This is a genomic window from Vibrio sp. HM8-C, assembly GCF_058630515.1.
Window position 1 is genome coordinate 175,611 of record NZ_JBMMKS010000002.1, and the last position, 24,983, is coordinate 200,593.

The window sequence follows — 24,983 nt, forward strand, 5'->3', positions numbered from 1 at the left end:
TTATTCATTAAATCAATTGGTTAAATGAAATTTTTATTAAGTGCAAAGTTAAATCAAACTAAAATCAACAGTATTATTAGAATAATTATTGTAAAACCGACATTCTATACAAGAGCGATAACTGTTCTAAATGCGAATGTAGAACAACTACGTTAGACGGACTGCGCTAACGTAGTTAAGGTATACACATTAATCAGTTAATCCCGCGAGTTGGCGAGATATCTCAGTCAATGCGCTCCAGTCTTTTTGCCCAAGTCCATTTGCATTTGCTGTTACTAAGTTATCTTTGGCCCCCAGAATTGCTGACGGATTTACGCCACAAGCAGTGAACGCGGTTTCAAATATTAATGCGTCTTTTAAACCCGCTGTAAGATCGAAGCCAACCGTATCAAAATCTCTAGCCGCGATTTTTTCAGCATAAGAACTCATGGCTTCATTTCCTGCAAAAAACATCTGAGCAACAGCCAACACTTGTCTTTTATCTAGCTGACTTTTCTCTGCAAATGTAAAGACTTCACCCAGCATTGCCAGTTGCGCCATAGCCATGTAATTCACACATATTTTCATTCCATTAGCTGAGCCAGCGGTGTTGCCAACAGGTACTTGTTTCACTGTGTACGACTCTATTATCGGTTGAGCGGATTCTATAGCGAACGATTCGCCTGCTAGGAAGGTAATAAGCTTACCCGCCGCCGCTGCATCAGGGCGCCCAACAACAGGGGCTGCTATATATTGGCAACCACGTTTTTCATGCTCTGACTTTAGATGGTCTGCTGTTGAGGGTTGAATTGTCGTTAATCCAACATGGATTTTCCCCGTTGTCATCGAATCAAGAATGCCATCTTTAGCAAGAGATAACTCAATAATGGAATTGTCATCTAACAAGCTGGTAAAAATGATATCGGATTGCTCAACGAGTTCCTTGATACTGTAAGCGACCATTGCACCTCGCGCCTGAAACGGCTGAGTCTTCGATATCGTTCTGTTGTAAACCGTTAATTGGTATCCCGCTTTTTGAATATTTTCACAGATACCCGAACCCATTTTACCAAGACCGATAAAACCTACTTTCAGATTTTTTGTATTCATTTTGTGTTCACCTTTTATTGTCATAAGTTGGGAACACTTTATCGATAGACAGATTTACAGCCTTAACAATTGTTAACGGATCACTTATTTTTTGCTTTGATTCGACTTAACGACACAGGTGTCATACCTAAGTATGTCGCTATGTAGTGATGAGGAACTTTATCAAAGATATCGGGTTGAAGGTTGAGTAGCTCTTCATATCTTTGCTGTGGATTATTCTTTATCCGAGAGATGAACAGCGCTTGGTAGTGGTACAAACGCTCTGCAATGTAGTCATCAACCGCCTGTTTTATTCTGCTATCGTTATCGAGTAATTGAACTAGCTCATTCTTAGACATAACGCGTAAACGAGCCTCTGTAATAGTTTCAATATTGTACAAAGCAGGAAGGTTGCGCTTAAGGCTTTCGAAAGAAGTGACTATATCCCCTTCAAAGAAGAACTGAAAAGTCACATCATGACCATCACCATTAAACCAAGACCTCACGCAACCCTTCTCGATAATATAGACCGAATCGCAGATATCACCTTCATTGAGCAACGTCTCTTTCTTTTTAAAATGATGAACATGTCCAACTCGAATAAGACTCGGAAACCTTGAGATGATCGAAGCAGTCATTACATGGCTCACTAAAAGTAGAAGAAAACTATGAGGGATTTAGGCTACCACATTGTAAACGTTGTCGTCTTTAAGGACGGTTTTGTCTTCGTGTATACATGAGAATAATTTAGTCAAAATAGCAGCTATCATCGGACGTCAGTATGTGGCCTCACACGGGAAGGGGCAAAGGTGTTGCGATTAAAGTAAGCGCAATACTCCAATATTAATGCCCTAGAGTTCAGCTTAGCTATTCAGTTAAGCTAGGCTTTTTACAACAGCTACTGTGGCTAACAGCAAGAAAACCGCACCACAACACTGATTGAAGGTTCGCCCATTGGCTAAGAGCAGTGTTTTAACCTTATCCGCCAATCTTGCCACGATATACTCTACGGCGAATTCAATACAAAGAAAGCTGAATGTTATTACCAGAAATTGGGGGATAAACGCCTCATCGGGGTTAATAAACTGAGCAAGAAAAGCAGTAAAGAATAGCAAGACTTTCGGGTTAGACAATGCAGCGAAATAGCCTTGCTTAAATAGCTCTTTAGGCAGAACAGACACTACAGTGGTTGTTTGCTCAATACTAATTGCAGACGCGAAGAACAGTTTGAAGCCTAACCATGCAAGATATAAAGCTCCCAGCCATTGAAGACCTACCATCAATTCAGGTTTTGCTTCTAGGATAGTACCTAAACCTAGCATAGCTACCGTAATCAAGATGAAAAAGCCACTCACGCCACCACATATTGTCCAAATTGTCTTCTTATAGCCATATCGTGCACCGTGGCTGAGTGCTAAAAGCGAGTTAGGACCTGGGACACAAGCAAGACCCAGCGCAGACAAAGCAAAGACACACCAAATTTCAAACATCATAACCAACCAGCAAATTGAGAACTTAAGGGAGATTAGTATCACTCAGTTCTCAGTTTATCTATGGTATATTCTGGACGTAAAACATGAATATTTAGACAAAGGTTCAATACAAATGAATGAAAACAATGGTGTCCGATTCTTATTGATACCTCTAAATAACTTTAACATGCTTCCGTTTGGAGGCTTCTTAGATAAACTCCGATTCTCCGCAGATGAAGCGGATCACAGTCAACAACGATATTGCTCATGGAAAGTTGTGTCTCACAGCAAAGGATTAGTCATTTCTAGTAGCGGAATCCCCATCAGAGTTGACCTCGATTTTAGTGACGTTAAGCCTGCGAATTTTGACTATGTGGTTTTCTTTGGTAGCCGCACAGCAACTGAATCTCAGCAGCAAGCCGCTTATTATCGTTCTTTTGTTCGAAATGTTGTCGCCAATGGAATACCAATCGTCAGCATTGATAACGCTTGCTTTACTCTAGCTGAGTTAGGACTACTTAACCGTCATCAAATTGTGGTTCATTGGCGGCACCATAGCGAGTTCAAAGCAACCTACCCTAAAGTAATTGTAAGAGATGAGCAGCTTTATCATTTTGATAAAAAGCTAATCAGTTGCACTGGAGGAAGTGCCACTATCGACCTTGCGGTGGCAATTTTGCAAAAGCATGTCGGTCAAACAAAGGCAGAAAAAGGGTTAGCGGATATGCTGGTTGATGAAAATCGTAGTATGCAACACCGTCTAAAGTCGTCAGAGCAAGGAATACACAGGAATAGTCATATGGACAGAGCGATTTCTTTGATGCAAGAAAACTTGGAACAGACAATGACCGTAGAACAGGTTGCCGCACTCATCGGGATTAGTCGACGACAATTAGACCGCTTATTTCAGCAAAAGCTCAGTATTTCAGCGCGTCATTATTGGCAAGAATTACGTTTACAACATGTGTACTGGCGATTGAAGCATTCTAGTCATGACCTTGTACAACTTGCAGATGAAGTGGGCGTTCGGGACATCAGCTATCTATGCAAGATTTTCAGGAAAAGATTTGGCATAACCCCAGGGCAATGCCGTCGCAATCCGATAGCGTGATGACTATGTGTGTCTAGCGAGCGACCTTTCAACATTCAATGGCCTTCAATATCTGACTCATTATAAAAATTGGGGCATGTACGATTTTAAGAAGGTGTGATGGGCATTAGCTATAAATGGTTTTGGTGCAAACCTGTGCTAGCTAGAAAACTTATAAACGTTTTTGTTTGCTGAAGGTTTTCGAAGATTACGAACGTACATAACCTGTCCTTTTTTTCGTTGTAAAAAACAACCAAAATAAGTTTAGGACACTTTATGGGTTTTATTGGGACGCTTTATGGTTTCAGCGACAAGATGTGATATGTGCAAAATAAGTCAGCATAACCGCGCACTTACGATCAATGAGTTATAGTCAAAATTGCAATATATAACAGCATAAAATTGCAGCATAAGTTAGCAAATTTTTACTTTAATCCAAATGCAGCGTAAGAAACTTTCCTACATTTAGCCCCGAAGTAAATTATGCCCTCTCGGCGTCATACTCTGACGCAGTTAGCTTTAGACATCACACATCACAAACATTATCTGCAACTCACTTTTGGACACCGACATCGTTCTTACAACGGCGTCATTCTTCAAGCTCATAAACTTGCGGATGTTGTGTACATGAGATGATTTTTTTGTTTGGTCATACATAGTGAAAGCACTTTTGTTGTAAACCTACAACAAAAAATAGTCTATGCTGACTTATTGTGCAAATATGCTGGGTTAGTTTGCAATTTATGCTAACTTATTTTGCAGATATCAAGATGGGTGGAAGCCCCAGCCACATCCCGGCACACACGTCATTCGCTGTGGCTGCTTCCTTCCGGACCTGACCAGGTTTACGAACTAGTGTTGCGGGAGGACCAGGGCCCCCATAGAGCATCTTTGGTTCGTGCCAAAGAGTGGGAAGGATTATCAAGCATCGACTGCAGCATTGCAAGTCTAAATCCTAGTAAAGTCTTTGATTGCGAACCAATTGAACATCAAATAAACAAATCGAGTAAATCTGTCTCGATTATCGATGTTTCATTCGAATCGGTGTAACCACGCTTCTTTGGTGTTTAGTCTCATACATAGCTTGGTCAGTTTGGTGTAAAACCTCCTGTAGAGACATATAACCTTCACGCCCCGTTGATACACCCACAGCAACAGTCACGTCAAAACTTACATCACGTTCAACATCCACGAACACAAAACGTTGCAGATAGGCTTGGATTTCTTCTAGTTGATCACGTTTAATATTACCAACCAAGATGAACTCATCTCCACCTATTCGATACGCATGCCCTTTCCATACTTGTTGAATACGTTGTGCAAGTTGCTTGAGTACCTTATCGCCAATCTCATGACCATAGTTATCATTGATCTGTTTAAAGTGATTGAGGTCGAGATAGACAAGCGATATTTTGCCAGCTAACCCTCTGCTGTATCTACGATACAACGCTCGGCGATTACGCAGCTTCGTGAGATTGTCGGTATTGGATTGTTTGTGTAGATACAAAGCAACGATGATGAGAAAGCCAAGTGCAGTAGCAAACAGCCACTGGCTATGACGAGTAAAGCGCTTTTCAACCACTAATGTTGCTCGCCAATCTGGCTGATAGTCATACGTTTTTATGATTTTCTGAGCATCCATCATTTTGATGGCACGGCTAAACAGTGATGCCAATGACTCACCCAGAGGTGATTTGGTAAACCCGATAGCAATATCAAACTTATAGAACCCACCAATCATAGAATCTTCAACAAAAGGCAATAGCTCATCCGATTCTCGCAAGAAGAGATTGAAGTTACCTCGGCTCATCACAATGTAATCCACTTGATGAGTTAAAAGTGCTTCAATCATCTCTTCTTGAGTTAGGAAAGCATCGAGCTCTTTTCGCGGCAACATACGGTGTAACAGTTCTTCAAAGAAGTCATCTTTAATGACACCAACCCGCTCTGCAACAAGTTCAGATACGTTGCTGTAAACAAAATCTTTATACCCTTCTCTTTTCACCATTATCGCTTCAGGATGGTAATAACTCTCGCTGAAATTAACGATGCTTTTACGCTGCTCTGTAATGGTCAAAGGCGCAATAATATCAATGTGTTGATGGCGAATATCGTTATACATGCTCTCCCATGTTTCGTTCGCTTTACTCACTAACTCACACTTCAAAAGCAAAATATCACATGCTCGAAACACCACGTCTGCACTGATACCGCTAACATTACCATCCTGATGATAGGTGGAATAAGGACTGACGTTTTCCAGCTTAACTTTAAGCGGACGCTGAATATTCAAACCACTGTCGATTACCGCTTGGCGTAGAGCATGTTTGCGAATGTCGAATTGATATTTCTGGATAGATTCACGCAGCAGTTTCTGTACTCGCGCAGAATGTACGTAACTTTCTATTTCACTTAATAATTCCGCGTTTTCACCCTTTGGCGTCACTATCGACACAGGCTGAATTGAAATTCTGTCATTAAGGAGTTGGGCGTCAAAACCAGCAAGCAACATAGGTTTGAGTTGGTTGATGGCATCGACAACCCCATCCACTTTGGAACTTTGAAGTAACTGCTTGGCTTCTATGGAACCGTAGTAATCAATGAGCTCGATCTCTGGATAGTTCTGACGAATCAACTCACCATAAATTGTGCCAGCAGGAACACCTACTTTCTTCATGTCTTCCAAATGGCCATTGGTTTTGCTGAATAAATAGGTGTACTCAATATTGGTAGGACGAGAAAAGTCGAAACGGTCAGCTCGCTCTGGTGTAAAAGTTACGTTTGCGGCAAAGTCGCTTATTCCCGCTTCAACGGATTTGAGAATAGCGTCAAAGCTCGAAAAGTTTACGTATTCGATATCAATATTAAAGTGATAGGACACATCGTCGAAAATGACGCGTGAAACGACATCATCGGCTTCAGTCGCGACAAAATAGACTTTATGTTGGGCATCTGCTTCAGCGGCCAGTACTTGCGATGAACATAACAGTACCAACAGCCAATTGCAGATGTGCATGACTCTAGACATAGACGTTGTTATAAGTTTTTTTTATTTTTTGTGTTGAACAATAGTATCGAAGCTGACTTTGATTGCATAAAGATTTTGCAATCCGTACAGCATATTTTTGCACTGTATTTGATTTTTATTGCCGTTTTTTCATTCAACCTGCTCCTGAGAACTGCGCAATATATAATCCGTCAGCCAAGCCGTGGCTAACAGGCATACCCAAACCACCAGCACAAAGTTAGGTACTACTGTATTTGGATTAACCAAAATGGCCGTAAAAGCAATGGTTGGAACACCCCAACAAAGAAGCTTTCCCCACTTAAAATTTGCCACTCTTTGCAGATTTTCCATCGTGGCTATCATGCCGGTACTTGATAGCGATACTAAAGCAGCAATCGAAAGGTCTGCCATAATCATGGGAACGACGAATCCTAATGCCCACCAGTAGTTCTTGTAACCGGGTTTCCAACTGTTTACGACCCACCAAGCAATCAAAACACTTGCCATCTGAATAGCGGTTAACCACGGTGTGCCATCTACTCTTCCATCGGATTGCATAAACATCACACCCACTAACAAGGTCACCACAATCAATCCACAAATGATCACTACACGTCGGTTGCTATAACGAGAGAATGCAACCATACAAATCGGGAAAAGCATCCACATACAAATGGAAAGAGCCGCGGGTTGGGAAGATAAGGTGAAACCGTAGACGAGCAGCGCAATTAATAGAGTAAATCGGGAAATCCCTCCTTTCGGAAGCATCCATAATGCGGGAATCAAGAGTGTGATGAGCGGAAGTTCTCCGTCACTAACACCTATAGCTTGAGCACATATTACCGCCAGTACCATTGTGATAATGAACAGAAAAGTTGAAAATAACACCCCCACTCCTTATACCGATCCTTTGGTAAAGTTTGAACTAGGACTCACTCAGTATGGACCAATTTTTGTCACATATCTTCACTGTGATTTATCAAATCCCAGAAGGGAAAGTCTCTACCTATGGTGAGATAGCAAAGATGGCAGGCTACCCGGGATATGCTCGTCATGTAGGTAAAGCATTAGGAAACCTTCCTGAAGGCAGCAAAATTCCTTGGTTTAGAGTAATTAACAGCAAAGGTGAGATTTCATTGACTGGCCCAGACTGGGATAGACAGAGAGAACGGTTAGTTGCAGAGGGAATTGCTGTGAGCAGCAACGGAAAAATTTCACTCAGAAAATACAAATGGCAGCCTTAATGCTGCCATTTCACTTTAATTGGTGATGAGTTACAAACTTACTTCGCTCCAACGCCGATTAAGCGTAAGTCAACATGTTTAGTTGCATTATCATCGGTGATCACTGCGTATTGTGTATCAGTAATAAAGCGCAGTTTACCGTTCACTTCAATACGTGCTGAAACACTGTAACGATGATTTTCTACAATCTTTGTGCTGTCATAAGCTAAATCAAAGGTCAGTGGGACTTGATGACCATTAGTGATGAATTGCTGCTTCGCAATCTCAACAGCTGCAGTATCCATTTTCGACACATCTTGCAGAACCACCGTTACTTTTGCATCGTCTGGCAGTGCAATTCGCTCACGATAAGCCACCGTACCAGTTACTGATTGGATTTTCTGTTGGGACATTGGCGCCTCTGAGCTTTGACAACCGACGATGAATAAAGCACCCATTATTAATGATGCAACCAACTGCATTGTTTTTTTCATTTTGCCTCTCTTATAAGGTCTCTCGACCGAGCTAATTTCATACAAATCAGTATAGATTCAGTGTCCTAGGCTGTCATATCGCTTAAGTTACCACTAATATACTTAGTACTCATTCAATAGCTGTGTTTTTAAATCAACACGTTAACTGAATTTTAGCCGATGTTGGCAATACAGGTCACGGCATTAGGGCAGCTATTGACAAACAATTGACTCAATAAACAAACTAGCAACGTCAGATAAAGAACTTTAAGAAAAGGGTAACAAGCTATGAGTAAACCTCTGCAAGAGTTATTAAACTTGCTGCAATTAGAAAAACTAGAAGAAGGCTTATTTCGTGGAGAAAGTGAGAACTTAGGGTTACCTCAAGTTTATGGCGGACAAGTGATAGGACAAGCTCTCTCCGCAGCCCATTATACAGTCGACCCTGACCGTACCGTGCACTCATTTCATAGCTATTTCCTGTATCCGGGTGATTCAGAAAAGCCGATTATCTATGACGTAGAAAACCTTCGTGACGGAAAAAGTTTTAGCACTCGACGTGTGAAAGCAATTCAAAATGGGCGACCTATTTTTTACCTCACTGCCTCTTATCATGGAGAAGCTCCGGGGTTTGAGCATCAGAACACCATGCCCAACATTCCGGGGCCTGAAAACTTTGCTTCCGAATCGCAACTAGCAGAACAAGTAGCGCACTTGCTTCCAGAAAAACTGAAAAAAATGCTGTGTGGTGAGAAACCTATTGAGATTCGTCCCGTCACTGTCATCAATCCTTTGAAGCCACAAAAAGCGGAACCTAAGCAGTACCTATGGATGAGAGCAAACGGGCAAATGCCAGATAACCAACTTATTCATCAATATATTTTGGGCTACGCCTCTGACTGGGGATTTTTAGTGACAGCGTTACATCCCCATGAAGTCTCACTGCTTACTCCGAAGTTCCAAGTAGCGACTATTGATCATTCGATTTGGTATCACCGACCATTCAAAATGGACGAGTGGTTGCTGTTTGCTATTGAGAGCCCAACGGCAAGTAATACTCGTGGTTTGGTTCGTGGTGAAATTTACAACCAACAAGGTCATTTGGTCGCAACAGCAGTTCAAGAAGGGGTTATGCGCTTTAAACCTTAACTTTTCGCTTTACTCTTCCCTTAGGTTAAGGATTAGAGTGGTATTCTATCCCTAACCTAATCGGAGAAATCTATGGGCTGCTGCAATCAGCCACCGAAAGGCGGCACTACTGAAATTAAACCACTGCTCAAAGCCTTCGCCGCTTTGCTTGCATTCATCTTGCTTATCGCTTGGGTGTTTGGTTAATTACGCCAATCTCAACAATATTCTTGCTCTTAGTTGCCCAATGGCAACTCGGTGGTGTATTTCAACGATTCCATGGCGAACGTTGATGTTACATTGTTAAGCCCTGCGACACTGTTAACCAGTTTTTTATAGAACTGGTCATAGTCTTTCATGTCTTTAACTAGCACTTTCATCATATAGTCGTACTCACCCGCCATACGATAAAACTCCATCACTTCTGGAAACTCTTCAACCGCTGCGACAAATTTTCGGTACCACTCATGGGAGTGATCGCTTGTCTGAACCAGCACAAAAACCGTAAAGCATAATCCCAATGATTCAGGGTTGAGCAGGGCAACACGCTTTGCAATGACTCCCGCCTCTTCAAGTTTTTTAAGACGCTTCCAACATGGCGTCGTGGTCAGGTTCACCGCATCGGCCAAATCATTAAGTGAAACGGTGCTGTCTTGTTGAAGTATTGCCAAAATTTTGCGGTCAATCTTATCTAGAGTCATACCAAAGCCAATCTAAAGAGAATTATTTTCTACAAAACTAATAAAACATGAAAAATTTAGCAAAGTTTTTCTCCTAACAAATCGCTAGATTATGAATATCAATTTAGGGAGAAAAAAGCATGTGTACCGATCATCAATGGATAAATAGCGCAATTCGAAAAATCGAAGCTGACTACCAACGCTCCGCAGACACTCATTTGATCAAACTTGATTTGCCGTGTTTACAGGGTATTGATATTTATCTGAAAGATGAAAGTACCCACCCTACCGGTTCGTTAAAGCATCGTCTTGCGCGTTCACTGTTTCTCTATGCCATTTGTAATGGATGGATTGGGCCAGAGACGCCAATCATTGAATCATCCTCTGGCAGTACTGCGGTATCAGAAGCCTACTTTGCTCGCCTACTCGGATTACCCTTCATTGCCGTCATGCCCAAATGCACTGCAATCAAAAAGATAGAGCAAATTGAGTTCTATGGCGGTAGAGCACATTTGGTGGATCGCTCAGATCAAATCTATGCTGAGTCACGTCGTTTAGCATCTGAACTAAATGGTCACTACATGGATCAATTCACTTATGCAGAACGTGCGACAGACTGGCGTGGCAACAGTAATATCGCCGACAGCATCTATAGTCAGATGAAAATGGAAGATCACCCTATCCCAACATGGATTGTAATGAGCCCAGGTACAGGTGGTACTTCTGCAACCATCGGACGTTTTATTCGATACCAGCAACACAACACTAAGTTGTGTGTGGTTGACCCGCAGAATTCTGTGTTTTTCGACTTCTACAAAACGCGTAACCCTGATTTACGCGTAGATTGTGGCAGCAAAATTGAAGGTATTGGTCGTCCGCGAGTAGAGCCAAGTTTTATTCCCAACGTCGTTGATGAAATGCTACAAATACCCGATGCAGCAAGCGTTGCAACCATTCATTGGTTAGAAGGCATTCTAGGAAGAAAAGCAGGTGCCTCGACAGGTACAAACCTATACGGAGCATTGCAACTGGCAAGCGAGATGAAGCGCAAATGTGAAACAGGCTCGATTGTCACCTTGCTATGCGACAGTGGCGAGCGATATTTGGACACTTACTATAATGTTGACTGGGTAGCAAACAACATCGGCGATCTTTCTCCCTATTTATCCAAACTAGAAGTTTTCTCTAAAACTGGCGAATTAGAGTAATCCCATGTTTATTTAATGGAATAAGAATCTAATAACATAACATTCGGATTAAATAACAATCGGATGAAATAAGAAGCGGATGACAGACTCTTTGTCACTTTTCTTTTATAGTCTTGTCGAATAAATGAAAGTGTGGGGAACCAGAGTGAACGTTCGTATTGTTGAATTTATGCCGAGAAAAGTCGCTATTTACAGTCATCAGGGTGCACCCGAGCAATTGATGAATAGTGTTGAGAAATTCGTTGAATGGCGTAAAGAAACGGGGTTATCGCCTATAGCTACCAGCGACACATTCGGTATTCCGTATAGCGACCCGAATGAAACAGACAAGAAGACGTTTCGTTTCGACATTGCAGGTAGCGTTGAGGAAGATATTCCACAAAATCAATTTGGCGTAGTAAATGGAGTTCTCACAGGCGGGAAATGCGCGGTATTAAGACACTACGGTAATTTGGATCTGATCAGCCAGACTGTACACGCGTTATATCGCAACTGGCTACCTACCAGCGGTGAGCGACCAAGTGGTGAACCCTGCTTTTTTCATTATCTGAATATTGGACCAAATACTGAAAAGAGCGCACTACAAACTGATATCTATCTTCCTCTGAAGTAATTTTCGAGTTCATCAGATTTATAAAGGCAAAAGCCGCTTTTTGTTCAACTTCGTTAACCAATTTCAGGTTTTCAAAGAGCGAACAAAAAGCGGCTTTTGTTTATCTCGTTTTTAATTATTTCTGTTTTGCTTCAAACGCAGCCAGCTGCTCAGGTGTCGCTGGAGGCTGATGATTTGCTTTCCACTCATCGTAAGTCATACCGTATACGCGCTCACGAGCATCATCAATGGTGAGATCTTTACCTGCATTTTCCGCTTCAGCTTGATACCACTTACAGAAACAGTTTCGGCAGAAGCCAGCAAGTATCATTAAATCAATGTTTTGCACGTCTTTGTTTTCGTCCAAATGCGCTAATAGACGACGAAATACAGCTGCATCGAGCTTATCCTGTTCTTCTTGGCTTAGGTTTTTGTATTTGAATTCGGCCATGATATTTCCCTTTCTTGTTTGACTTTACCACTCAACTTTACGTTGTTCGGTTTAATTATTCCTTATGATGCCAATAACAAAACGCCCAAGACAAGCTCGGGCGTTATATAAAAGCAATTTTGTGACTTAATGGATATTAAGCTTGGATACCAACGATTAACCAAGGTGAGTTTGGCAAAGTTAGGTCACGCTCTAAGTGCCAGATATCTTCGATGTTCTCTTCAATACCTTCTACCGCATCACGGTAGCGACCACTGAACTGAAGGCTAAGTTGGCCTTTAGTTGCATCGTAGTCTGCACGAACGATTTCTGCATCCACATACATTACGTCAGTGTGTTGATCACCTTCCAGTTTCGCACGCTCTTCTTTTAGATCAGCGAACAGACTTGGTGACACATATTCTTCAATGGTTTCAAGTTGATTGAAGTTCCAAGCACCTTGCAGGATTCGGTAGTGTTCACGAGCACCACTAATGAAAGCCGCTTGATCAAAACCCGGTGGGTAGTTGTGTGGAACATCGCTAGCTGCCATTGTTCCAAAACCACCTGCAGCTTGTGGCTGCTCAAAGTTGTGTACGTTTGGCTGCTCATGCATGTTACGGTTCATACCGCCAAACGCTGGTTGCTGCTGGCTCTGATTCATGCTGCCTTGTTTTGCTCCCAACATACCGCGCAAGAATTTAAATGCGAAGTAAGCAATTAAACCCATGATTAGGATGTCTAGGAACTGGATACCCTCGAATGCACCTCCGAAGAAGGCTGCTAACAAACCACCCGCGAGTAGACCACCTAGCAAACCACCCATCAGACCTTTCTTGCCTGCGTTTGGCGCAGCTTTGGTTGCGTCTTTGTTGATAGTGCTATTGTTTTGACTTTGCTGTTTAGGAGCAGGAGCCGTTTTAAAGCTACTACCGAATGACTTACCGCCACCAAATTTTTTGGCTTCAGCTATCGGAGTGACAGCAACAGAAACCATCAGAAGTGCGATCAGCGAGAACAAACGTTTCATACTTATCCTTCACGTTATAGTTTTACGAGGGTGTTATAGAGACTATCTATATTTGTGACACATCATATCCACTTCACTCTGACAATAAAACGCTTTTGCAGTGAGGACTTGTATCAGAATATTGCAAACCTAGTAATTGACGCTCCAGAACATGCTTATTAGAATATCGAACGATGTTCATTATATTATTCCGGTTATGGCGAGACGAAACGATCACACAAGAGAAGAATTAATTTCTCTCACACTCAGTTCCGTGAAGGATTTTCTAACTGAACACTCCTATCACGAACTTAGCTTACGTAAAGTAGCTAACATGATTGGCTATGTACCGAGCACCCTAGTCAACGTGTTTGGTAACTACAATCTTTTGTTGTTACACGTCGTTGCTGAGACGCTCGATGAGCTGGCTTTAGAATCGAAAAACGTGGTGAGTCAATGCTCCGATTCTGAACAGGCTCTCTATCAACTTGCGTATTGCTATCACGATTTCGCGCAAAAAAACCCTTACCGTTGGCAACTTATTTTTGAGCACAAGATGAACGGTGAAGATCTTCCACAGTGGCAAGCTGAACGTATCGATAATATGACGAGCATGCTGGAAGATTTGCTTACAATCATTGCCCCTCATCGATCACCTCGCGACGTTTTACAAGCGAGCCGAGTACTTTGGTCTGGCGTTCACGGCATTACCTTATTGAGCGTTGATGATAAGTTTTTCGCCAACGAACCAGTGGATGGCAAGAAACTGATTCAAAACCTACTCTCTAACTACCTGAGTAATTGGTCTCATTCATAAGGACATAGGATGTCACAACATCAAACACCGTTGCTTACGCAACGACGTTTTCTTCCCTATTTTGTGACGCAATTTTTTGGCGCATTCAACGACAACATATTTAAAAATGTTTTGTTACTTTTCGTTGCCTTCTCAGGCAGTGCCATTCTTCCTATTTCCAGTCACTTGTTCATCAATTTAGCAGCTGGACTGTTTATCCTTCCGTTTTTTCTCTTTTCTGCTTCCGCAGGTGTGCTCGCGGATAAATATGAAAAGTCTTGGTTTATACGCAAAGTTAAACTGATTGAAATAGCCATTATGTGCTTGGGTGCAATCGGCTTTATCACTGAAAGTTATCTTGTGTTGCTTTTAATGCTGTTTTTGATGGGTACACAGTCTGCATTTTTCGGTCCGGTAAAATATGCGTTACTGCCGCAGCAGTTAAAAGCAAATGAGTTGGTTTCGGGTAATGCATTAGTTGAAGCTGGTACTTTTCTTGCCATATTGTTCGGAACAATTGGAGCGGGTGTCATAGCATCGCTCGATGATGCGAAATACATAGCTGCCGTTTGTGTGGTGATCTTTTCTGTTTGTGGTTACGTAGCAAGTCGTTTTATACCCAAAGCTCCCGCTGGTAACCCACAGATCCATTTTAGTTGGCACCCGATACGCCAGACACGCCATACGTTGTCTATTGCGAAAAGCGATCGCACCATATTCCTTTGTATAATGGCGATTAGCTGGTTCTGGTTCTTAGGAGCAACCTATTTAACCCAGTTTCCAAACTTTACTAAGCTACATCTCAACGGCACGGAAAGTGCGGTTTCTTTCCTGCTTGCGCTTTTCTCGGTTGGTATCGCTGTTGGTTCACTAAGCTGTGACAAACTGTCTAATCATCGAATTGAAATCGGCATTGTGCCAATTGGTAGTTTAGGTATTACTGTGTTTGGCTATTTGATGGCGACCAGCGTCCCAGATACTCTGCCAATCTTCCATCAGTTTAGTGAGTTCGCACTCCATAAACCGCTTTGGCCATTGTTCTGCTATTTGCTTCTTTTAGGCGCATCTGGCGGCATCTTTATCGTTCCTCTCTATGCTCTAATGCAGCAACGTGCTAAAGAGAGTCAGCGAGCACAAGTGATTGCAGCTTTAAATATCTATAACTCGTTGTTCATGGTCGGCAGTGCCATACTCGGAATTATTTGTTTGTCCGTATTAGAACTATCGATCACTCAGCTCTTTGTCGTTATCTCTGTTATTAATCTTTTAATGGCTGCATTTGTGTTCTTACAAGTGCCTATTTTTGCTGTTCGGCTGCTGGTTTGGGCATTGACGCATACTATCTACCGAGTCAAGCACACCAACCTTAAGCACATACCAGAACACGGTGGCGCTCTGATTGTCTGCAACCACGTCAGCTATATGGATGCGCTGCTACTCAGTGCCGCCAGCCCTCGCCTCATCCGCTTTGTGATGGAAGAAGATTACGCAAACTTGCCAGTAGTGCGCGGCTTTTTAAAACGTGCTGGTGTTATTCCTATTTGCGCTCGTAATAGACGCTCTATACTTCGTGCGTTCAATGAAGTTGAACAAGCATTGAATGAAGGACATCTGGTTTGTATTTTCCCTGAAGGTCGCCTCACGTCAGACGGTGAAATGAACGAATTCATGCGAGGTCTAGATATCATTCTAAAACGCAGCCCTGTTCCTGTTATCCCTATGGCACTAAAAGGCTTATGGGGCAGCTACTTTAGTCGATGTAAAGGCCGAGCTTGTAAAGGTCTACCAAGTCGCTTCTGGTCACGGTTAGAAATTGAAGCGGGCCCAGCGATTGATTCTAAAGATGCCTCTTCCGAATTGATGTTCGAAAAAGTTGCTAAATTGCGCGGCAATTGGCGATAAGTGATCGTTAAAACAACTTGTTCAATTTATCTAAACAGATGTTCAATACATTAAGATTTTCTGACCGATAACTTATGGTTACAATGCCTCTCCATACTGATTAGAGAACGTTGTTTTAAGGTCGTCACTATGAACATCAAACCTATACACCTCCCATTTTGGTTCGGTGGTTTACTATGCCTATCTCCTTGGATTACCTCTCCGAGTGCATTAGTTATGGGTTTTTTAGTAGCGTCCTTGGGCTGGGTTCCGGCACATATTCCTATTGCTAAACTCACAAAAAAATTACTGGCTTACTCGATCGTCGGTTTGGGCTTTGGCATTCCACTACAGCAAGCATTAGCTGTCACCGGTGATGGTATCGGTCTCATTTTGGCAACGATTTGTGGCACTCTTGTTATTGGGACTGTTGTTGCCAAAGCGATGGGATTAGAGAAGAAAACGGGCCATTTAATTGCATCGGGAACGGCAATTTGCGGTGGTAGTGCAATAGCCGCAGTCGCTCCTGCAATCAATGCTGATGATGATCAAACTGGTTTGGCTTTAGGTACGGTATTCGTACTTAACTCTGTTGCTTTGTTCATTTTCCCGATGATTGGTCATGCGTTGTCACTTGACCAGCATACCTTTGGCACATGGGCAGCAATCGCTATTCATGATACGTCATCAGTGGTGGGTGCAGCTTCCGCTTACGGCGAAGAAGCATTAAAGACCGCAACCACACTGAAACTGGCAAGAGCGCTTTGGATTGTGCCTGCCGCACTGGTCAGTGCTTGGATGTTTAAAAGTCAGTCACGAAAACTGACCATACCTTACTTTATTCTTTTCTACTGTTTAGCAATCGGTTTTAGCGACGTATTTCCTCAATGGCAGCAAATCTACCAAGGTGTGTTTTCAATCGCTAAACAAGCTCTGGTGGTCTGTTTGTTTCTGATTGGTTGCAGCATCTCTCCAGCTCGACTAAAAGCTTCAGGGCCTAAGCCACTGCTGTTTGGTGTGATTCTATGGATTGCGATATCAGTATCGTCTTTAAGCTGGTTACTTTTGGTTGGCTAGCTTGCGTGACGCTAGGCAGTTTGAATGGTGCTAGTTAGTTTGAGGGGCGTTAGTTCGAACTAAGTTGTTTAGTTGGTATTTTGCTGCGAATTCGCTTGCACTTGTTTGAATGAAAAACTGAGTAATACCACCAGCAAAAATGCGCTCAGTTCTGCGACCGAACGTATCCAACCCGCTTGAGTCAGTGCAATCAGCAACTGCAATCCGATGGTGATGACTAAAAGTCCTTTAAACATAAAAGCCCCTGAACACAGACTCTATAGTCTGAAATGCTAAAAAATCTCAGACTATTATGCTCATGAGTTATAAGAAGCGAAATTCTGTTTTGGACTAACTCATAACCACAACTTTTAATTCAGGCTTGAGTTTTTTATTTCAAGCTTCGCTTTACTGCGGGATAAATTGATTTTGATGATCCGCCAGCCAATCTTTAACGGCTCTGCGCGAGACCTTGATGCCGCTTTCTGTAAGCTCATCAGGCATCTGGAAGTAAGCAATTGGCCACTTAAATTTTTCAAGTTTACCTTGCAAACAAGCATCACCATCAGACTTAGAAAATCTCTTACCACTACGGATCACCGCCACTGGGCGAGCGCCAAACTCCTCATCTTTGACAGGCACAACCATCGCAAACTGAACCTGCGGGTGCTGATTTAATATGGCTTCAATTTCCTCACAGTGGATATTCTCTCCACCGGAGATAAATAGGTTGTCTGCTCGTCCAATAATTACCAGTTCATCTTCAAGCCATTGGCCTAAATCTTTACTGTCATACCAACCTTGTTCATCGACGATTGGCGTAACCTCACCTTGGAAATAATAACCTTGAGCTAAGGTGTTACCACCAATGTAGATGCGATTCCCTTCGATCTTAACTTTTCTTTGGGACAAAACCTTTCCAGTTGTCGACGTCTCATCAACTCGCTTAGCTGTCACTGTCGAAGCCGCTTCCGTCATGCCGTATCCCAGCCAAGTTTCAATACCCTGCTTTGCAGCTTGCAAACTTAACTCATGTGGAATGTGGCTGCCCCCAAGTAACACATGGCTAAGAGTAAGTACCTGCTTACTCTCAAGAAGACGCTTTAACTGTGTAGGAACAAGAGAGGCATGAGTAACGCCTTGGATATCTGTAGCAACGTCACCAGTACCGATTTTCAAACAAGCACCAGAGTACAACCAGCGATAAATGATGGCTAAACCAGAGACGTGATACATAGGTAAACTCAGTAACCAACTATCACCGGATTGAAAACGAAATACTTCCAACAGCCCTTGCGCCGAAGCGAAATGCTGTTCATGGCTATGCGCTACCGCTTTAGGTGTCCCCGTAGAACCTGAAGTAAAAATGATGCTGGCTAGTTTGCTGCTTCGATACTGAGTCTGTTCTTGAGTAATCGGAAGTTCGTTATGCTTGGGAACACACTCGATAAACTCAATATTTCGTCCAATATTTTTGAGTTCTTCCGCCAAACACGAGGCTGTTTCGGCTAACCATACATACGAGGTTTGTGACGCACCATAAAGCGTATTCAATTTTTCTGACAACAGAGCAGCCGACTGAGGCATCGCGAAAGCACAGATAATGCCCGATTGCTGCGCGGCTAACGCCCACATCAGCATCTGAACGTGGTTCTTACCGACAAGAGTCAGTACATCCCCGACTTTCATACCATGAGACAACAAAGAAGCTTGGTATTGCTCGATGTGACAGCAAAGTTGTTGCCAAGTGAAGGTTTGCTCCTCATCTTGAGGACTGCAAAAGCGCAGTGCCACCCTATCAGGATGACACTGTTGATGGTGATGCCAAGGTGTCTGATACCAAGGAGTCATAGCGACGCCGATGACCAAATCAACTCTTGGTCATTGAGGTTTGCAACTGGAATTTCACACCCCGGCCATGAAGTAACAAGCTGCGATTTGAATAAACCGACGGTATCTAGCCCTGGAATTTCATCGGGCAGCCACCATTTAGACAAACGAGCCAGTTGCGTCAAACCCAAACTCGATTCAATGCTTGAGCTGACTACCGCTTGGATTTTTAGAGCTTTAGCTTTCTCAATCAAAGTCTTACAACGTTCAACTGAACCCACGAGTGTCGGTTTAATAATAATCGCCTTTGCTCCAACCATTTGCTCAAGCTTAAAATCTGCACTTCGGACAGCATGCTGCAACGTCTCATCCCACGCGATAGCAATGCCAGTATCAATAGCAAAAGCCAAACTTTCACTAGGAGAAGCACAGGGCTCTTCGAGATAGGCAATTCGGCTGCGTCGCGAAGGCGCTACATAGTGAGCAAACTTAGCAGCTTTTTCTTTTGTCCAAGCGCGGTTTGCGTCCAAGCGAAGATAGAGATCTGGCATCGACTCTAAGAATAGATTGACCAGCATGCCATCACGAATGGGCTCGTACAAACCGACTTTGATTTTCGCGACTTTTCTTCCTGGCATGTTATTCAGCGTTGGAATGAGATCGTCTGGATCACCGGTACATAAAGGAGCCGCATTGTACTCACCTTCTTGAGGCAAACCGCCAGCCAACTCCAGTTCTGCCATCGAAATACCGAAAGCAACCGATGGAAACAGCTCATCATAATTGAGCGCATGCCCTTGAACCCAAAGTTCAAGTTGTTCTTTTGCCAACGCACCAGCTTCATCAGGCGTTTCGACACTAAATCCTTTCAAAGGGGCTATTTCCCCTAGACCTACTTTCCCATCTTCACGAAGTTCAACCACATAGCCTTCACGTACGGTCAGTTTCTCTTCACGAAGAATCACTCCGCTATCCATTGGTAGGGCATAGCGGTACAGTTTTGCACTGCGCATATAAAACCTAATTTTGTTCTCTATGAGCCAGCGCCATTCAATCGCTGACCACAACATTCACACATCGATTTCATAAAACAGATAGCACAAAGGCTATCTGTTATTCGATATTATTTGCACTCTTTTAAATCAAGGGTTACGAGGGAACTTGTTAAAGTCTGGACGACGCTTTTCGTTAAACGCGTTACGCCCTTCTTGTCCTTCGTCTGTCATGTAGAACAGCATGGTTGCGTTGCCAGCCAGTTCTTGAAGACCCGCCTGACCATCACAGTCTGCATTCAATGCCGCTTTTAGACAGCGAAGCGCCATTGGGCTGTGTTGAAGGACTTCACGACACCAGCGAACCGTCTCTTTTTCAAGATCAGCCAGTGGAACAACCGTGTTTACCAATCCCATATCCAATGCTTCTTTCGCATCGTAGAAGCGACATAAGAACCAAATCTCGCGCGCCTTTTTCTGACCAACAATACGAGCCATATACGACGCGCCCCAACCACCATCAAAAGAGCCCACTTTTGGACCCGTTTGACCAAACTGTGCATTTTCCGCAGCGATGGTTAAGTCACACATCATGTGTAGTACATGACCGCCACCAACAGCCCAACCCGCAACAGATGCAATAACTGGCTTAGGACAAGTACGGATTTGGCGTTGGAAATCCAATACGTTTAAGTGATGAGTACCTGTGTCATCTTTGTAGCCACCGTAATCACCACGAATTTTCTGGTCACCACCAGAGCAGAACGCATCTTCGCCGAGACCAGTTAGAATGATGACACCCACACCTTCGTCGTAACGAGCGTCGGCCAATGCATTAATCATCTCTTTTACAGTTTGAGGACGGAATGCATTACGCACCTGAGGACGTGCGATTGTGATTTTGGCGATACCATCAGCTGACTTATGGTAATGAATATCTTCAAAACTGCCGCTGCAATCGTGCCACGCCACTGGTGCGTAAAGTTCTTCTTCTGAAATGCCTACTGTTTTAGCCATGGTGATTCCCAATATCGTTGTCTCTCACTTCTTTTTGGAGTGAGTCTATGTATCGCTGAATAGTCTGAGCAAAAGCGGCAGGCTGTTCCTGATGAACATTATGCCCTGCTCTTTCGATCTGACTGTAAGTTAATCCGCTTTGTTCCGCGAGTTGACGAAATTTTTGATCGTTTGCTCCACACACATAATGCACAGGCAGTACTAGGCGCTGCAATGCAGGTAATAAGTATGGTTGATGAGCCAACGAAGTCGATAACAACATACTTGCTATATTGTCCCCAAGGTTAGCACTGCGCTTTGTGATCAGAGTTTGTCTTTGCTCATCATTTAGTGAACTAAATACTGCTTGCTGATACCAATCGCTCAATACCTGTGCAATTGGTTCAGTTCTAAAACGCTTTGCCCAATGGCTATCATTTTGCCAGCGATCTTTTTTCTCTTGCTCGTTCTGCAAACCAAAATTACCACCTTCGATAATCAAACCGACTAGGTTGAGATTGGAAAACTGTTTGAGAGCTGCACCAAGCATTGCGATGCGCCCCCCTAACGAGTATCCAATCAAAATTATCGGTGTATTCGGTTCTAATAGAGAAAGTATGGTGTGAGAAATCTGTTGGCAGCAATGCTCGAAATCATCGCAGCAATGTTCATTACTCTGTCCATGCCCGGGAAGGTCTATGGTGATCCAATTACTGTTAGGAAGATGTTCTAGCGTCGGCTGCCAATCTTCGCCACTGCCAAGCAAACCATGCAAAAAGACCAGCACAGGCTCGCCTTGGTTCATGGTCTGGCTGGAGTGACTATAAAGCATGGATTTGCGCGGTCAGTTGCTTGATTTGCTGAGAAGCTTGCTGAGGTGGAGTGATGACTTCTACCACTAGACAACCTTCGCCAGACTTCAAATGCTCTTGCACTGCGCTCTGATACGCGGGCAGTGTTTCTGGTTGCGCATAGAGTAAACCAAACTGCTCTGCGGCTGCTTTGAAGTTCATACCGTGAGGCATTTGATAAAGCGCTTCTCGTTTCTCAGTAGGAACAGGCAGCAGATCAAAAATCGCTCCGCCATCATTGTTGCAGACCACAATAACAAGTGGATGTTTACTAGTGCGAACCAACGCTAACGAGTTGAGATCGTAGAGCAGTGAAGTATCACCCAAGATCATCAGCATCGGTTTATCAATAGCACGATGAACACCCGCTGCGGTTGCCACCAGACCATCAATGCCAGATGCACCTCGATTCGAGTACACATCTCGCTGATCAATCACGCTGAACATATCTGCCAGTCGTACAATCAGGCTATTACCTAAGAAGAGAGCGGCATCGCTTTCAACATTACCCAAGTCAAGCGCAAGTGCTATTTCCGTCAAGCTCTGTTGAGACAAATGCAACTGAGCGAGTTGCGAAACACCTGTTGAATATGCTGCGAGCGAGTCCCCCCAACCTGACTGAACAGGCGTCAAAGCTGTCCACTGTTCTAGTGCTGAATCTACCCAAGCGGATATATCAGAGACCCAGTGCAGTTGAGGAAGATGTGCTGCGTTATTTCTGTCTGCACTTGGTGACACATAACCATACTGACAACCACGTTGGCTTACTTGCTCTTTTAGCCACTGATTTAAGCGTTTAGAAACAATGCGTGAGCCAAACTGAATGATTTGTTCGCATTGGTTCATCTGCTCTTTGGCTGTGGCATTTTGCAGCCACAAATCAAAATGAGCCCATGGGCTATTGATACCAGATTGCGGATCACACAGCAGCGGCCAACCCAATTTCTGCGCAAATTTCTTTGCTGCCAAAGCCTCATGTTGATTCACTGAGCCAACAATCACGACGCCTTTTTTGCCCAACATCTCTTGAGATATTTGAACTACCGAAGAAGCAGAAAAGTAACGAGGGCTATAAACCGCTTCGCTTTGCAACCAACCATTAATAGGATTTAGGTAATCTTTATACTGTGAAATATCACCGTTGGAATACAGTGGTTCTGGAAATGGGCAGTTAATGTGGATAGCACTGCCTAATTGTTGCTGTAAATGGCACGCGTCGTCGACCGTGGTCAGCAACCAGTTAAGTGATAAACGCTCTTCAGGACTTGGAAGGTAAACCGCTTTAGTCACATGCGCAGAAAAAATGTCATTTTGCACGATTGCTTGATTGGCACCACAACCCACCAATTCAACAGGGCGGTCCGCAGTAAGTACAATCAATTTTTCGCCAGTTAATTTTGCTTCAGCAATAGCAGGAAGCAAGTTGGCAACCGCGGTACCTGAGGTAACAATCACAGCGACTGGATTATTGCTCGCTTTCGCTAACCCTAGAGCGAGAAAGCCCAGTCCACGTTCATCATAATGAGTGTGAAGATTTAACTTAGTGTTTAAATCTGCTTCGAGTGTTAACGGCGTAGAACGAGATCCGGGCGCAACACAAATGTCTGTTACACCAAAGCGTGTCAGCTCTTCCAAAATCACCTTACACCAAATTCGGTTAAGGACAGCTTGATCTCGGCTCATGAAGCCACTCCCAAAGGAAGATTGTCGGAAATTAGGCTCAACAAAGTCGACATCTTTTTATCCAACTCTTGCCATTCATGCTCAGCTACCGAGCCAGGAACAATACCCGCGCCTGCAAAAAGCTGCACTTCTTTTTCCAAAACCAACGCGCTACGAATCGCGACACAAAACTCTGCTTTTTGGTGGCTAAAGTACCCCATAGAACCGGCATACCATCCGCGCGCGAAAGGTTCGTTATGAGTAATAAAATCCAATGCCTCTTTACGCGGTAAACCTGCAACCGCTGCCGTCGGCTGTAAGGCGCTTAACAATTGAATACCGTTGATACCGTCTTTGAGCTCCGCTCGTATTGAACGTTTCAAATGCTGAACTTTGCGTAGACGGACCAATCTTGCTTCTTCTTCAACAAATACTTGGTGAGAGTGAGGCTGTAAGCGTTCAACAATATCATCAACAACCAACTGGTTTTCATTAAGATTTTTGGTATCTTGCGTCAACCAATTCGCCAGTTCTAAGTCTTGAGTGGCATTCTGACCACGACCAATAGTTCCAGCCAGAGCTTCAGTCTGTAGTTCACTGCCTTGACGATAATACAAACGTTCTGGCGTAGACCCCATAAAACTGTGTTTTGTGTCAATGGAAAGCAGAAAGTGGAAACTGTGATGATTTTGCGCATAACTTGCTTTTAATAACTGCGCGGCACTTAAATTACTGTCTAATTGCAAACTGGTTTTTCTTGCCAGAACCACTTTTTTGAATTCCTGTTGCTCAATACCTGTCAGTACTTTTTCAACAAGTTGATTCCAACCATTTTCATCGGGTGAATGCGAAACATGTACTATTTCACTTTGCAATGAACGAATCGGAGACACATCCACCAGCAATTTGTTTAGCGTAGCTAAAGTGCGATGTTTTTCGTGGCTGACGTTCGCCGCAAGAGACCATCTATCATCAAAGCGGATCAATTCAATCTGTGGCAAAAAGAAGAACGAAGCCATGCAATAGCGGTTTTTTTCAGTACGACCATCAAAAGATCGTCCACCCCATACTCTCTGACCTTCGCCGAGAATGGCATAAGCAGGCTCTGGCTCGGAAAAAGTGTATAACTGACCGAGCGCGACGACTTCGTCACGCGTATCGCGCGATTGCCAATAGAATTTAGGGAAAATAGGTTGGGCTTCAAGCCAATCTATAAACGCGAACGGTGGCTTTTCTGCCAGCTCTTGGACAAAACGAACATCGTTTTCTCTCGCGTTTGTTACTTGCTCAATTAACTGAGCAACGGCTTGATAAAATTTAGACAAAACAACCTCGTAGTTAAGGAGATTTGGTATACCTCTGGCTACTCTATTGAGAGAACTTATTTAAATCAAGGTTATGCTCTATCTTTTACAACGCCTCAACAAATTCACCTTCTGCACGTTCACCATAAAGCAGACTTTTTACAGATTTTTATTCTAAAAAATTTCTATTTGAGTTAGTTTAATAAAGAAATTCAACCATTTTCAGGAATAAAAA

General features: G+C 43.3%; 24 protein-coding genes, 1 other RNA gene and 1 pseudogene. 8 read left to right on the forward strand and 18 right to left on the reverse strand.

All coding sequences use genetic code 11. The features are described from left to right. Positions 1-189: 189 nt before the first annotated feature. The 3 genes from ACOSVQ_RS03765 to ACOSVQ_RS03775 form a co-directional block, all read right to left on the reverse strand. Positions 190-1,089, reverse strand: coding sequence for an NAD(P)-dependent oxidoreductase (locus ACOSVQ_RS03765; RefSeq protein WP_491981245.1), 900 nt, complete (start codon positions 1,087-1,089; stop codon positions 190-192). A gap of 80 nt (positions 1,090-1,169) precedes the next feature. After that, positions 1,170-1,706 carry a Crp/Fnr family transcriptional regulator gene (locus tag ACOSVQ_RS03770; protein WP_491981246.1) on the reverse strand — a complete coding sequence of 179 codons (537 nt, stop codon included), beginning with the start codon at positions 1,704-1,706 and terminating at the stop codon, positions 1,170-1,172. Between the two features lie 237 nt (positions 1,707-1,943). Beyond that, positions 1,944-2,561 (reverse strand): LysE family translocator, encoded by a 618-nt coding sequence (locus ACOSVQ_RS03775; RefSeq protein ID WP_491981247.1) that lies wholly within the window; start codon positions 2,559-2,561, stop codon positions 1,944-1,946. A gap of 166 nt (positions 2,562-2,727) precedes the next feature. Here ACOSVQ_RS03775 and ACOSVQ_RS03780 point away from each other — a divergent pair, with 166 nt between their 5' ends. Beyond that, complete coding sequence (locus ACOSVQ_RS03780) at positions 2,728-3,651, forward strand: GlxA family transcriptional regulator (RefSeq protein ID WP_491981248.1); 924 nt, start codon at positions 2,728-2,730, stop codon at positions 3,649-3,651. Between the two features lie 543 nt (positions 3,652-4,194). On the opposite strand, the pseudogene ACOSVQ_RS03785 reads toward ACOSVQ_RS03780, so the two are convergent. The 4 genes and pseudogenes from ACOSVQ_RS03785 to ACOSVQ_RS03800 all read right to left on the reverse strand — a co-directional run. Beyond that, positions 4,195-4,287, reverse strand: a pseudogene (locus tag ACOSVQ_RS03785) (TnsA endonuclease N-terminal domain-containing protein); the annotation flags it as partial. Between the two features lie 121 nt (positions 4,288-4,408). Next, an RNA gene (gene ffs, locus ACOSVQ_RS03790) (signal recognition particle sRNA small type) lies at positions 4,409-4,505 on the reverse strand. A 146-nt stretch (positions 4,506-4,651) separates the two neighbouring features. Next, the gene (locus tag ACOSVQ_RS03795; protein ID WP_491981249.1) at positions 4,652-6,658 is read right to left on the reverse strand and encodes a diguanylate cyclase domain-containing protein; all 2,007 of its coding nucleotides are present in this window, start codon (positions 6,656-6,658) and stop codon (positions 4,652-4,654) included. A gap of 129 nt (positions 6,659-6,787) precedes the next feature. Further along, positions 6,788-7,525 (reverse strand): VP0952 family biofilm-associated protein, encoded by a 738-nt coding sequence (locus tag ACOSVQ_RS03800; RefSeq protein WP_491981250.1) that lies wholly within the window; start codon positions 7,523-7,525, stop codon positions 6,788-6,790. Between the two features lie 53 nt (positions 7,526-7,578). Here ACOSVQ_RS03800 and ACOSVQ_RS03805 point away from each other — a divergent pair, with 53 nt between their 5' ends. Then, positions 7,579-7,881 carry a DNA base-flipping protein gene (locus ACOSVQ_RS03805; RefSeq protein WP_491981251.1) on the forward strand — a complete coding sequence of 101 codons (303 nt, stop codon included), beginning with the start codon at positions 7,579-7,581 and terminating at the stop codon, positions 7,879-7,881. A gap of 38 nt (positions 7,882-7,919) precedes the next feature. Here ACOSVQ_RS03805 and ACOSVQ_RS03810 read toward each other — a convergent pair whose 3' ends face one another. Next, the gene (locus ACOSVQ_RS03810; protein ID WP_491981252.1) at positions 7,920-8,354 is read right to left on the reverse strand and encodes a YbaY family lipoprotein; all 435 of its coding nucleotides are present in this window, start codon (positions 8,352-8,354) and stop codon (positions 7,920-7,922) included. A gap of 267 nt (positions 8,355-8,621) precedes the next feature. Here ACOSVQ_RS03810 and tesB point away from each other — a divergent pair, with 267 nt between their 5' ends. Beyond that, the gene (gene tesB / locus ACOSVQ_RS03815) at positions 8,622-9,482 is read left to right on the forward strand and encodes an acyl-CoA thioesterase II (RefSeq protein WP_491981253.1); all 861 of its coding nucleotides are present in this window, start codon (positions 8,622-8,624) and stop codon (positions 9,480-9,482) included. Positions 9,483-9,697: 215 nt separating this feature from the next. On the opposite strand, the gene ACOSVQ_RS03820 is transcribed toward tesB, so the two are convergent. Next, a complete protein-coding gene (locus ACOSVQ_RS03820; protein WP_491981254.1) occupies positions 9,698-10,162 on the reverse strand; it encodes an Lrp/AsnC family transcriptional regulator in 465 nt (154 codons plus the stop codon). Between the two features lie 119 nt (positions 10,163-10,281). On the opposite strand from ACOSVQ_RS03820, the gene ACOSVQ_RS03825 reads away from it, so the two are divergent. Beyond that, positions 10,282-11,349, forward strand: a complete 1,068-nt coding sequence (locus ACOSVQ_RS03825) for a PLP-dependent cysteine synthase family protein (protein WP_491981255.1) — start codon at positions 10,282-10,284, stop codon at positions 11,347-11,349. 145 nt (positions 11,350-11,494) lie between these two features. After that, complete coding sequence (locus tag ACOSVQ_RS03830; RefSeq protein ID WP_491981256.1) at positions 11,495-11,962, forward strand: AraC family transcriptional regulator; 468 nt, start codon at positions 11,495-11,497, stop codon at positions 11,960-11,962. Positions 11,963-12,077: 115 nt separating this feature from the next. Here ACOSVQ_RS03830 and ACOSVQ_RS03835 read toward each other — a convergent pair whose 3' ends face one another. Both ACOSVQ_RS03835 and ACOSVQ_RS03840 read right to left on the reverse strand, forming a co-directional pair. After that, complete coding sequence (locus ACOSVQ_RS03835; RefSeq protein WP_491981257.1) at positions 12,078-12,392, reverse strand: DUF1244 domain-containing protein; 315 nt, start codon at positions 12,390-12,392, stop codon at positions 12,078-12,080. Positions 12,393-12,528: 136 nt separating this feature from the next. After that, complete coding sequence (locus ACOSVQ_RS03840; RefSeq protein ID WP_491981258.1) at positions 12,529-13,401, reverse strand: Tim44 domain-containing protein; 873 nt, start codon at positions 13,399-13,401, stop codon at positions 12,529-12,531. 196 nt (positions 13,402-13,597) lie between these two features. Here ACOSVQ_RS03840 and ACOSVQ_RS03845 point away from each other — a divergent pair, with 196 nt between their 5' ends. From ACOSVQ_RS03845 to ACOSVQ_RS03855, 3 genes are all read left to right on the forward strand, one after another. Continuing rightward, complete coding sequence (locus ACOSVQ_RS03845; protein ID WP_491981259.1) at positions 13,598-14,197, forward strand: TetR/AcrR family transcriptional regulator; 600 nt, start codon at positions 13,598-13,600, stop codon at positions 14,195-14,197. 9 nt (positions 14,198-14,206) lie between these two features. Then, positions 14,207-16,078 (forward strand): MFS transporter, encoded by a 1,872-nt coding sequence (locus ACOSVQ_RS03850; RefSeq protein WP_491981260.1) that lies wholly within the window; start codon positions 14,207-14,209, stop codon positions 16,076-16,078. Between the two features lie 129 nt (positions 16,079-16,207). Then, the gene (locus tag ACOSVQ_RS03855) at positions 16,208-17,134 is read left to right on the forward strand and encodes a YeiH family protein (protein WP_491981261.1); all 927 of its coding nucleotides are present in this window, start codon (positions 16,208-16,210) and stop codon (positions 17,132-17,134) included. Between the two features lie 68 nt (positions 17,135-17,202). Here ACOSVQ_RS03855 and ACOSVQ_RS03860 read toward each other — a convergent pair whose 3' ends face one another. From ACOSVQ_RS03860 to ACOSVQ_RS03890, 7 genes are all read right to left on the reverse strand, one after another. After that, positions 17,203-17,370 carry a hypothetical protein gene (locus ACOSVQ_RS03860; RefSeq protein WP_491981262.1) on the reverse strand — a complete coding sequence of 56 codons (168 nt, stop codon included), beginning with the start codon at positions 17,368-17,370 and terminating at the stop codon, positions 17,203-17,205. 151 nt (positions 17,371-17,521) lie between these two features. Continuing rightward, on the reverse strand, positions 17,522-18,964 hold the full coding sequence (gene menE / locus ACOSVQ_RS03865; protein ID WP_491981263.1) for an o-succinylbenzoate--CoA ligase: 1,443 nt from the start codon (positions 18,962-18,964) through the stop codon (positions 17,522-17,524). Then, on the reverse strand, positions 18,961-19,956 hold the full coding sequence (gene menC / locus ACOSVQ_RS03870) for an o-succinylbenzoate synthase (RefSeq protein ID WP_491981264.1): 996 nt from the start codon (positions 19,954-19,956) through the stop codon (positions 18,961-18,963). The genes menE and menC overlap by 4 nt, the downstream gene beginning before the upstream one ends. A gap of 129 nt (positions 19,957-20,085) precedes the next feature. Beyond that, entirely contained in the window at positions 20,086-20,952 is an 867-nt protein-coding gene (gene menB / locus ACOSVQ_RS03875) for a 1,4-dihydroxy-2-naphthoyl-CoA synthase (RefSeq protein WP_491981265.1), read from the reverse strand. Continuing rightward, the gene (menH, locus tag ACOSVQ_RS03880) at positions 20,945-21,763 is read right to left on the reverse strand and encodes a 2-succinyl-6-hydroxy-2,4-cyclohexadiene-1-carboxylate synthase (RefSeq protein WP_491981266.1); all 819 of its coding nucleotides are present in this window, start codon (positions 21,761-21,763) and stop codon (positions 20,945-20,947) included. The genes menB and menH overlap by 8 nt, the downstream gene beginning before the upstream one ends. Then, a complete protein-coding gene (menD, locus tag ACOSVQ_RS03885; protein WP_491981267.1) occupies positions 21,753-23,465 on the reverse strand; it encodes a 2-succinyl-5-enolpyruvyl-6-hydroxy-3-cyclohexene-1-carboxylic-acid synthase in 1,713 nt (570 codons plus the stop codon). Before menD ends, menH begins: the two co-directional genes overlap by 11 nt. After that, positions 23,462-24,769 (reverse strand): isochorismate synthase, encoded by a 1,308-nt coding sequence (locus ACOSVQ_RS03890; protein WP_491981268.1) that lies wholly within the window; start codon positions 24,767-24,769, stop codon positions 23,462-23,464. The genes menD and ACOSVQ_RS03890 overlap by 4 nt, the downstream gene beginning before the upstream one ends. Positions 24,770-24,983 lie beyond the last annotated feature (214 nt).